8 protein-coding genes and 1 riboswitch are annotated in these 10,811 nt (G+C 61.4%); of the genes, 5 read left to right on the forward strand and 3 right to left on the reverse strand.

Features of this window, described 5'->3' with window-relative positions; genetic code table 11:
* Positions 1-186 precede the first annotated feature (186 nt).
* A riboswitch (cobalamin riboswitch) is annotated at positions 187-390 on the forward strand.
* 96 nt (positions 391-486) lie between these two features.
* The 4 genes from NUV89_RS23340 (at position 487) to cobM (ending at position 2,597) form a co-directional block, all read left to right on the forward strand.
* Complete coding sequence (locus NUV89_RS23340) at positions 487-675, forward strand: CbtB-domain containing protein (protein WP_012723860.1); 189 nt, start codon at positions 487-489, stop codon at positions 673-675.
* An 11-nt stretch (positions 676-686) separates the two neighbouring features.
* On the forward strand, positions 687-1,391 hold the full coding sequence (locus tag NUV89_RS23345) for a CbtA family protein (RefSeq protein WP_257783179.1): 705 nt from the start codon (positions 687-689) through the stop codon (positions 1,389-1,391).
* Positions 1,388-1,780, forward strand: a complete 393-nt coding sequence (locus tag NUV89_RS23350) for a cobalamin biosynthesis protein (protein ID WP_257783180.1) — start codon at positions 1,388-1,390, stop codon at positions 1,778-1,780. The genes NUV89_RS23345 and NUV89_RS23350 overlap by 4 nt, the downstream gene beginning before the upstream one ends.
* Before the next feature lie 70 nt (positions 1,781-1,850).
* The gene (gene cobM / locus NUV89_RS23355; protein ID WP_257783181.1) at positions 1,851-2,597 is read left to right on the forward strand and encodes a precorrin-4 C(11)-methyltransferase; all 747 of its coding nucleotides are present in this window, start codon (positions 1,851-1,853) and stop codon (positions 2,595-2,597) included.
* Between the two features lie 221 nt (positions 2,598-2,818).
* Here cobM and nfuA read toward each other — a convergent pair whose 3' ends face one another.
* From nfuA to NUV89_RS23370, 3 genes are all read right to left on the reverse strand, one after another.
* The gene (gene nfuA / locus NUV89_RS23360; RefSeq protein ID WP_003190728.1) at positions 2,819-3,403 is read right to left on the reverse strand and encodes a Fe-S biogenesis protein NfuA; all 585 of its coding nucleotides are present in this window, start codon (positions 3,401-3,403) and stop codon (positions 2,819-2,821) included.
* A 59-nt stretch (positions 3,404-3,462) separates the two neighbouring features.
* The gene (locus NUV89_RS23365; RefSeq protein ID WP_257783184.1) at positions 3,463-4,488 is read right to left on the reverse strand and encodes an acyltransferase; all 1,026 of its coding nucleotides are present in this window, start codon (positions 4,486-4,488) and stop codon (positions 3,463-3,465) included.
* Between the two features lie 87 nt (positions 4,489-4,575).
* A complete protein-coding gene (locus NUV89_RS23370) occupies positions 4,576-6,867 on the reverse strand; it encodes a fatty acid cis/trans isomerase (RefSeq protein WP_257783182.1) in 2,292 nt (763 codons plus the stop codon).
* Between the two features lie 167 nt (positions 6,868-7,034).
* Between NUV89_RS23370 and metH the strand changes: the two genes are divergently transcribed.
* Positions 7,035-10,745, forward strand: a complete 3,711-nt coding sequence (gene metH / locus NUV89_RS23375) for a methionine synthase (protein ID WP_257783183.1) — start codon at positions 7,035-7,037, stop codon at positions 10,743-10,745.
* The last annotated feature ends 66 nt before the right edge of the window (positions 10,746-10,811 follow it).

The following is a 10,811-nucleotide window of genomic DNA, read 5'->3' on the forward strand; positions in this document are numbered from 1 at the left end:
GAGTGTTGGGGCAAGAGCCCTTTGGTTACTTTGGGGCTTTTCCAAAGTGACCCGCTGTAAGAGCGGAACCCTAAGCCGCCGTTACCTAACTAACGGATATGTACACCACCACCACCACCACCACCACCACCACCACCACCCTCAAAAACCACATCCCAATTGACTCCCCTCCCACCCCCATGCTCTCCTACACATCTTGTTTCGGGTGCCCTGCAAAGGGTGAAACGGGAAACCGGTGCGTCATAGCGATATGACCAGTCCGGTGCTGCCCCCGCAACGGTAAGCGAGCGAAACGTCATATCCACTGTGCCAGACAGCATGGGAAGGCGACGTTTTCAGGCATTGAGCCCCTCGCAAGCCCGGAGACCGGCCCGAAAAAATCAGATAACAAACCCGCGGTGGGCGGGCGCTGTTCAGAACCCTGCGTGCCTGGCTCGCGGGGTTTTCATGCGCTCGCTTCACCCTGACACCTGAAAGGGACGCGCCATGTCGATCATCAGCAGCACCTCGCACTCCGCCAGCAGCACCTCGACCCTGAGTCAACGCCTGACCGCCGCCATCGGTGCGTCGATCCTCGGCGCGTGCCTGGTGTATTTCGCCGGTTTCTCCCATATCGAGGCCGTGCATAACGCCGCCCACGATACCCGCCACAGCGCCGCGTTCCCGTGCCACTGAGACCTGCCGACATGATCAAGCGTATTGCGCAAACCGCAGGTTTCACTGGCCTTGCGGCCGCCCTGCTGCTGACCCTGCTGCAAAGCTTCTGGGTCGCCCCGCTGATTTTGCAGGCGGAAACCTTTGAAAAAGCCCCGGCCGCCACCGAAGTGGTGCATGAGCACGCCGCTGGCGCTGCCGCCCACACCCATGACGCCGAAGCCTGGGAGCCGGAAGACGGCTGGCAGCGCGTGCTGTCTACCACCGGTGGCAACCTGGTGGTGGCGGTCGGTTTCGCGCTGATGCTCGCCGGCCTGTACACCCTGCGGGCACCGACCCGCACTGCCCAAGGGCTGCTGTGGGGGTTGGCCGGTTACGCAACCTTTGTGCTGGCGCCGACCCTGGGCCTGCCACCTGAGTTGCCAGGCACGGCTGCCGCTGATCTCGCGCTGCGCCAGACGTGGTGGATCGGCACCGCAGCGTCCACCGCAGCCGGTATCGCGCTGATCGTGTTCGGTCGCAACTGGCTGCTAAAAGCACTGGGTGCAGCGATCCTGGTAGTGCCCCATGTGGTTGGCGCACCGCAACCGGAAGTGCATTCGATGCTTGCACCAGAGGCCCTGGAAGCGCAGTTCAAGATCGCTTCGCAGCTGACCAACGTCGCCTTCTGGCTGGCGCTGGGCCTAATCAGCGCCTGGCTGTTCCGCCGCAATCGCAGCGATCAATACTCGGCATGACCCTGGTGGTCGGCCTGGGTTGCCAGCGGGGTTGTGAGGTTCACACCCTGCTGGGCCTGCTTGAATCCGCCCTCGCCGAGGGCGGTATCGAGCGTCACCGCATCACCGCGCTGGCGAGTATCGACCGCAAAAGCGATGAGCCCGGATTGCTGGCCCTGGCCGCAACGTTGAAGCTGCCGCTGCACTGTTTCACCGCGCCGCAATTGGCGGTGTATGCCGACCGCTTGAGCCACAAATCCGTCGTCGCCTTTGCCCATACCGGCTGTTATGGCATTGCCGAAAGCGCCGCTCTGGCGTTGGCGGAACACCTCGGTGGCAGCCCTGCCCGCCTGCTGATTACCCGCCAAAAAACCGCCCAGGCCACCTTTGCCTTGGCGTGCGCCGACTAAAAACCCGATAATCGCCCTTCTCGATCATGAGCAATCTTCATGCTCGCCCGCTTTTCAACAGGAATCCCCCATGACCGTCTACTTCATCGGCGCAGGCCCCGGCGACCCGGAATTGATCACCGTCAAAGGCCAGCGGCTGATCCGCAGTTGCCCGGTGATTATCTATGCCGGCTCGCTGGTGCCTGCGGCGGTACTGGACGGCCATCAGGCAGAAACCCTGGTCAACAGCGCCGAACTGCACCTGGAACAGATCATCGATTTGATCCAGGCGGCCCATGCAAAAGGCCAGGATGTGGCGCGCGTGCATTCCGGTGATCCGAGCCTGTATGGGGCGATTGGCGAGCAGATCCGTCATTTGCGCGAGTTGGGCATCCCTTTCCAGATCATCCCTGGCGTCACCGCAGTGGCAGCCTGCGCAGCGTTGCTGGAGGCAGAGCTGACCCTGCCGGATATCGCCCAAAGCGTGATCCTCACCCGCTATGCCGACAAGACCCGCATGCCCGCCGGTGAGGATTTCGCCAGCCTGGCCCGCCACGGCACGACCATGGCGATTCACCTGGGGGTCAACCATCTGGAGAAAATCGTCGCCGAACTGCTGCCGCACTATGGCGCGGATTGCCCGATTGCCGTGGTGCATCGCGCGACGTGGCCGGATCAGGATTGGGCAGTTGGGACCTTGAGTGATATTGCCGAGAAAGTAGCGGCCAAGGGGTTCCGGCGCACAGCGTTGATCGTGGTGGGCCGGGTGTTGGCCAGTGACAGCTTCAGTGAATCGTCGCTGTACCGGGCGGGACATGCCCATCTCTATCGCCCCTGAACAGACCCAAAGATCAATGCAAAACCCTGTGGGAGCCGGGCTTGCCCGCGATGGCGGTGTGTCGGGCAATACATGTGCCTGCTGATGTACCGCTATCGCAGGCAAGCCAGCTCCCACAGTTGATCTGCTTTGTTAGGCAGATAGTGCAAAGCATTGAAAAAAAAGCATAAAAAAACGGCGCTCACGAGGCGCCGTTTTTTTCTTCGCAGTGAACGCCTTACTCAGTAGTAGGCGTTTTCTTTCTGCGTGTGGTCGGTCACGTCACGAACACCCTTGAGCTCCGGGATACGCTCCAACAGGGTGCGCTCGATGCCTTCGCGCAGGGTCACATCCGCTTGGCCACAACCCTGGCAGCCGCCACCGAACTTGAGCACGGCGATGCCGTCGTCCACGACGTCGATCAGGCTGACCTGGCCGCCGTGGCTGGCCAGGCCTGGGTTGATCTCGGTTTGCAGGTAGTAGTTGATGCGCTCGTTCACCGGGCTGTCGGCGTTGACGTTTGGCACCTTGGCGTTGGGCGCCTTGATGGTCAACTGGCCGCCCATGCGATCGGTGGCGTAGTCAACCACGGCGTCATCCAGAAAGGCTTCGCTGAAGGCGTCGATGTAGGCGGTGAAGCTTTTCAGCCCCAGCGCGGTATCTTCAGGTTTCTCTTCCCCTGGCTTGCAGTAGGCAATGCACGTCTCGGCGTACTGGGTGCCAGGCTGGGTGATAAAGACGCGGATGCCGATACCCGGGGTGTTCTGCTTGGACAGCAGGTCAGCCAGGTAATCGTGGGCGGCGTCGGTAATGGTTATGGCAGTCATGGAAACTCCTCACAGGCTTGCCGGCAGTTTACGCCAAATCATTACAGAGGTACAAAGTCCTAGTATTTTTGTCGGGAAAGGGATGTCGGTTCATCAATGCCAAACCAACCCTTGAGCCTGCGATAGGTAGCTTTTTCTAACCATTCGTAACTCAAAAGTGCGCCGAATGCCGTCACCAGGAGGCAAACAGGCAGGATCGCATAGGGATCTACGCCCGTGCGCTCGACGACCCACCGCCCCGCGCACAACACCGGCACGTGGAGCAAATACACCGAATAAGAACAATCCCCCAGCCGCTTCAAAAAGCGCAAGTCCTTGAAGTAAGGCTCCAGCGTCACGCAACTGATGACCAGTATCGCGCTCGGCACGCCCCACTCCAAGGCACGCGGCACATCCGCCCCATGCCAAATCGCCACGAATGCAGCCGCGATGCCCAACAAAGGCACCCATGCCGTGGCCCGACACAGGCCTCGGCGATACAGCATGCCAATCCCAATGCCCATCAAAAATTCGAAGACCATGTCATTGCTGTAGAACCCGTCAGCAAAGTCCAGGGCGGGGGTGATGATGTAACACACGAGATACAGCAGCGCCGCCACCACCCCCAATCGATAGGCCCCACGCACGAGCAAGGCACAGGCGAACAGCAGATAAAACAACATCTCGAAGTTCAGGGTCCAGCCCACATCCAGCAGCGGATAAACGCCGAATCCCGCGGGATTTTCAGCCGGGATAAACAGCATCGACAAAAGCATATGAGCCGGCTCGAAGCGAACCTCTGGAATCAGCGAAGGCACCGCCACCGCCAGAACGGCCATGAGCAGGGTATAAAACCAGTACGCCGGGGCGATCCGTGCCACGCGCATGAGCATGAACCGCCCAGGTGTCAGCGCTTTGTCGGCGGTGGCGAGAAAAATCACCAGGCCGCTGATGACAAAGAACACATCGACGCCAATGCCGCCTTTGTCGGCGAACAGATACGCCAGTGGCGCATCCACCTCAAAATTGAAAAACACCTGAATGAAGTGATGCCCCACCACCACCCACGCCGCCAAGGCCCGAAGCGCCTGCACTGAAATCAACATCATCGGCTTACCTTTTCCAAGTCCCGCGAGGTAGATATCCGACTGCTTCAGCGCCCGCTTAGAGAGATGACCGGATCACGTGCACAGTTATAGGTTCTCGTAGCGGTTCATGTCCAACACACCCTCTTCCACCGGCGTGGTTTCGCGGATGTACTGCGATAAATCGTGGAAGTACTGCCAGAACAACGGATGACTGCGGCGTACGCCCCAGCGATCGACGATTTTTTCAAAGCGCTTGGCATCCTTGGCCCGCTCCATTTGCGCGACGAACTCGGGCACGTCCTGGGCCGGGATGTTGAACATGAAGTTCGGGTAGCTGCTCAGCACGCCGGGATAGATGGTCACGGTGTCCAGGCCCGGCTGATAGCGATAGGCCTCACCCAGCAGGAACGCCACGTTACTGTGGGCGCGGTTGCGCAGCATGCTGTAGACCACACGCTTGCCGCTGGCGGTTTCGACCCGCAGCATGGTCGCTTCGGGCAGTTGGTCGATGACCTTGAGGCCCGCCGCCGGGCGCGACGTTAGGCGGCTCAGCGCTTGTTCGGCGTCCTGCAAGGCCGGGTCGATGCCGTCACGCGAACAGAAGGCGCCCGCGCAACGGTTGATCGGGTCCGGGCTGGCGTCGAGGTCGCCGTAACGGGCCAGCAACTGGTTGGCGAAGTCGCGTTTCGGGTCCTTGGCGTCCAGGTGCAGGCCGGTGGGCTTGTCGTCGTCAATGGCTTCATAGTCCAGCCACAGCTTGAGTTTGCCGCTGTTCTGGTACCAGTCATCAAGGAAGTCATCGCGGGAATTCGCCGGCATCAGGCGCAGGAAGTTCTGCTCGGCGCCATTGCGGATCAGGTCGAAATACAACCGCGTCTGGGCCTGGTGCGAGACGTTGCCGAACACGTCGAAATTCACCGCCAACTGATAATAGGTGCGCTCCAGCAGCGGGTAGTCGAACAGCCACATCGTTTGCGGGACTTCGCCGATCAAGCCCTTGTTCACCGAGGCGCTGTCGAAGTGGCGGAAGATGCTCAGCAAGGCATTGTCATTGCCGGCCCACAGGCTCGACCAGCTCGGCGGCGGCAGATCGGCGTAGCTGTCGCGGCGCAGGGCCTCGTATTCGTTGCGCTTGTCACGGTAGGCCAGCCACAGGCTCAACACACTGCCCACGTCATCGTTCTGCCCCGGCATGGCCAGCAAGGGCGTGGCCTGGCCGCGATAGCGTGCATCGGTGATGTACAGGTCATGATCGGGGTCCTGGAACAGGGTCCAGAAGTTGTCGCGGATCACATCCGTGGCGATCTGCCCACGGCACACCGGCCCGCGAATGAACGTGCGCACGAAGTATTCGGCGTTATCCAGCATGAACTGGTAACGCGCCTTGGCCGGGATCGCTTCAAAGGTTTCGAACGGGTTGGCGCGACGGCCCGGGCCGTAACCCGGCAAGGCGTTGACCTGCCAGTTACCGGCGTAGAACAGCTCCTTGATGCGCGCCATTTTGGCGGCACTGAACGGGTACGTGATGTGGGTTTTGTGCACGATCACGCCCTGCACCGGCCACAGGCGGTAGTACACGCGGGTGCCCGGGTCATCGTTCGGGCGACGGGTGGCGATCAGGTCGATCGGCTGGCCACTGGGCGTGCGCGAACGCACCCATTGGAAGAAATGCCCCGGCTCGCCGTTTTCAAAATAGATGTGTGCCAGGAACAGGTGCTCGAACAACCAGCGCGCCACCAGGCTTTCCCGGGCGCCGGGCTGGTTGAGCAGGTTTTCCCACTGCTGCACTTGCAGGGCTTCCTTGGCGCTTGGGGCCAGGCCTTGTTCGTCAATCGGCGCGCCGGACGCGAGCCAGCGTTGCAGGGTCTGGTACTGCTGGTCGGTCAGGCCGGTGACGGCCAACGGCATGCCTTCCCGGGGATGGGCGCCGGCGTAGGCGTTGAACTCGCCGGGCGTGGCGCACATGTTTTCACGGTTGAGCCCCAGCACGATCTCTTCGGGAAGCTTGGCGTTGGGTTGCAGCGGCGCGTTGTGGCCCAGTTCCAGCATGCGCGCCATCAGCGCCGCCTGGCTGCCTTGGGCGTCCAGCACCGAATAGAAGCCTTTTTGCTGCCAGGCAGCCTTGCCAAACGCGTCATAGAACAAGCGGGTGGTCGGCGTGGCCTGGCTGCGCTCGCCGTCGTATACCGGCATTTTGCTCGCGCCACGGGCCGCGCCCTCGGCGCTGCCCAGGTTGAGTTGGCAGGCGGAGTCGTAGCAGGCGTGGCAGGCCACGCACTTCTCGGTGAAGATCGGCTGGACATCGCGGGTGTAGGAAATCGCCGGGGCGGGAGCTGCGGCCTGGGCGGTACTGGCGATCAATGCCAGGACGGCGCTGACGATAAGACGAAATGACATGTACCCGGTCCCGATTCAATGCGTGCGCTAAAAATTTGCCGGTGATTCTACCGGGCCACACCCCCAAGCAACATGAACGATATTCATGCAAAACCTGCACATGCTCCAAATCGGCACAGGTTTGCTATGATTCACGCCCTCCGTAATGCCTGACCTAGAGTAGTCCCATGTCCGATCGTAGCGTTCGTCTGCAAGCCCTTCATCAAGCCCTCAAGGAACGTATCCTGATCCTCGACGGTGGTATGGGCACGATGATCCAGAGCTACAAACTGGAAGAAGAAGACTACCGTGGCAAACGCTTCGCCGACTGGCCCAGCGACGTCAAGGGTAACAACGACCTGTTGGTGCTCACCCGTCCCGACGTGATCGGTGGCATCGAAAAGGCCTACCTGGATGCCGGCGCCGACATCCTCGAAACCAACACCTTCAACGCCACGCGCATCTCCATGGCCGACTACGGCATGGAAGAACTGGCCTACGAGCTGAACGTCGAAGGCGCACGCCTGGCCCGGAAGATTGCCGACGCCAAGACCCTGGAAAACCCGGACAAGCCGCGCTTCGTCGCCGGCGTGCTCGGCCCGACCAGCCGCACCTGCTCGCTGTCGCCCGACGTGAACAACCCCGGCTACCGCAACGTGACCTTCGATGAACTGGTGGAAAACTACACCGAGGCCACCCAAGGCCTGATCGAAGGCGGCGCCGACCTGATCCTGATCGAGACCATCTTCGACACCCTCAACGCCAAGGCCGCGATCTTCGCCGTGCAGGGCGTGTATGAAGAGCTGGGCGTCGAACTGCCGATCATGATTTCCGGCACCATCACCGACGCCTCCGGCCGTACCCTGTCGGGCCAGACCACCGAAGCGTTCTGGAACTCCGTCAGCCACGCCAAGCCTATCTCGGTGGGCCTCAACTGCGCCTTGGGCGCCAGCGAACTGCGTCCGTACCTGGAAGAGTTGTCGAACAAGGCCAACACCCACGTCTCCGCGCACCCCAACGCCGGCCTGCCCAACGAATTCGGCGAGTACGACGAACTGCCGTCGGAAACCGCCAAGGTCATCGAAGAGTTCGCCCAGAGCGGCTTCCTCAATATCGTCGGCGGTTGCTGCGGCACCACGCCGGGGCACATCGAGGCCATCGCCAAGGCCGTGGCCGGTTACGCACCGCGCCCGATCCCGGATATTCCCAAGGCTTGCCGCCTGTCGGGCCTGGAGCCGTTCACCATTGATCGCAGCTCGTTGTTCGTCAACGTCGGCGAGCGCACCAACATCACCGGTTCCGCGCGCTTCGCCCGGCTGATCCGCGAAGACAACTACACCGAAGCCCTTGAAGTCGCCCTGCAGCAGGTGGAAGCCGGCGCCCAGGTGATCGATATCAACATGGACGAGGGCATGCTCGATTCGAAGAAGGCCATGGTCACCTTCCTCAATCTGATCGCCGGCGAGCCGGACATCTCCCGCGTACCGATCATGATCGACTCCTCCAAGTGGGAAGTGATCGAAGCCGGCCTGAAGTGCATCCAGGGCAAGGGCATCGTCAACTCCATCAGCATGAAGGAAGGCGTCGAACAGTTCATCCACCACGCCAAGCTGTGCAAGCGCTACGGCGCGGCGGTGGTGGTAATGGCCTTCGACGAAGCCGGCCAGGCCGACACCGAAGCGCGCAAGAAAGAGATCTGCAAACGCTCCTACGACATCCTGGTCAATGAAGTGGGCTTCCCGCCGGAAGACATCATTTTCGACCCGAACATCTTCGCGGTCGCCACCGGTATCGAAGAGCACAACAACTACGCCGTCGATTTCATCAACGCCTGTGCCTATATCCGTGACGAACTGCCGTATGCGCTGACCTCCGGTGGCGTGTCCAACGTGTCGTTCTCGTTCCGCGGCAACAACCCGGTGCGCGAGGCGATCCACTCGGTGTTCCTGCTGCATGCGATCCGCAACGGTCTGACCATGGGTATCGTCAACGCCGGCCAACTGGAGATCTACGACCAGATCCCGGCCGAGCTGCGTGACGCCGTGGAAGACGTGGTGCTCAACCGCACCCCCGAAGGCACCGACGCCCTCCTCGCCATCGCCGACAAGTACAAGGGCGACGGCAGCGTAAAAGAAGCCGAGACCGAGGAATGGCGTGGCTGGGAAGTCAACAAGCGCCTGGAACACGCACTGGTCAAGGGCATCACCACCCATATCGTTGAAGACACCGAAGAATCGCGCCAGTCGTTCGCACGCCCGATCGAAGTGATCGAAGGCCCGCTGATGTCGGGCATGAACATCGTCGGCGACCTGTTTGGCGCAGGTAAAATGTTCCTGCCACAAGTGGTGAAATCCGCCCGCGTGATGAAACAGGCCGTGGCCCACTTGATCCCGTTCATCGAGCTGGAAAAAGGCGACAAGCCAGAAGCCAAGGGCAAGATCCTGATGGCCACGGTCAAAGGCGACGTGCATGACATCGGCAAGAACATTGTCGGCGTGGTGCTGGGTTGCAACGGCTATGACATCGTCGACCTGGGCGTGATGGTGCCGGCGGAGAAAATCCTCCAGGTGGCCAAGGAGCAGAAGTGCGACATCATCGGGCTCTCCGGCCTCATCACGCCATCTTTGGACGAGATGGTGCATGTGGCCCGCGAGATGCAGCGCCAGGACTTTCACCTGCCCTTGATGATTGGTGGCGCCACCACGTCCAAGGCGCACACGGCGGTGAAGATCGAACCCAAGTACAGCAACGATGCCGTGATCTACGTGACCGACGCCTCCCGCGCGGTGGGCGTGGCCACGCAGTTGCTGTCCAAGGAATTGAAGGCCGGTTTTGTCGAGAAAACCCGCCTGGACTACATCGACGTGCGTGAGCGCACCTCCAACCGCAGCGCCCGAACCGAACGCCTGAGCTACCCGGCGGCCATCGCCAAGAAGCCGCAGTTCGACTGGAGCACCTACACCCCGGTGACGCCGACCTTTACCGGCGCCAAGGTGCTGGACAACATCGACCTCAAGGTGCTGGCCGAGTACATCGACTGGACACCGTTCTTTATTTCCTGGGACCTGGCGGGCAAGTTCCCACGCATCCTTACCGATGAAGTCGTCGGCGAAGCGGCGACCGCGTTGTACGCCGATGCCCAGGAAATGCTCGCCAAGCTGATCGACGAAAAGCTTATCAGCGCCCGTGCGGTGTTTGGCTTCTGGCCGGCCAACCAGGTCAAGGACGACGACCTGGAAGTCTATGGCGATGATGGCCAGCCACTGGCGACCTTGCATCACCTGCGCCAGCAGATCATCAAGACCGACGGCAAGCCGAACTTCTCCCTGGCCGACTTCGTTGCGCCAAAAGACAGCGGCGTAACCGACTACGTGGGCGGCTTCATCACCACCGCCGGCATCGGCGCCGAGGAAGTGGCCAAGGCTTACCAGGACGCGGGCGACGACTACAACTCGATCATGGTCAAGGCCCTGGCCGACCGCCTGGCCGAAGCCTGCGCCGAGTGGCTGCACCAGCAAGTGCGTAAAGACTACTGGGGTTACGCCAAGGACGAGCAACTGGACAACGAGGCGCTAATCAAGGAGCAATACAGCGGCATCCGCCCTGCCCCCGGTTACCCGGCGTGCCCGGATCACACCGAGAAAGGCACCCTGTTCCAACTGCTCGATCCCGAAGCCCGCGAGATGGAAGCCGGCCGCAGCGGCGTGTTCCTCACCGAGCACTACGCGATGTTCCCGGCAGCGGCGGTCAGCGGCTGGTACTTCGCGCACCCGCAAGCGCAGTACTTTGCCGTGGGCAAGATCGACAAGGACCAGGTGGCGAGCTACACCGCGCGTAAAGGCCAGGACCTGGCTGTGACGGAGCGTTGGTTGGCGCCAAACCTGGGTTACGACAACTGACAGCAGGCTTCTTGTGGCGAGGGAGCTTGCTCCCGCTGGAGTGCGCAGCGGCCCCACGATCTTGGG

The sequence above is a fragment of the Pseudomonas sp. 18.1.10 genome, assembly GCF_024655625.1.
Taxonomy (GTDB): Bacteria; Pseudomonadota; Gammaproteobacteria; order Pseudomonadales; family Pseudomonadaceae; genus Aquipseudomonas.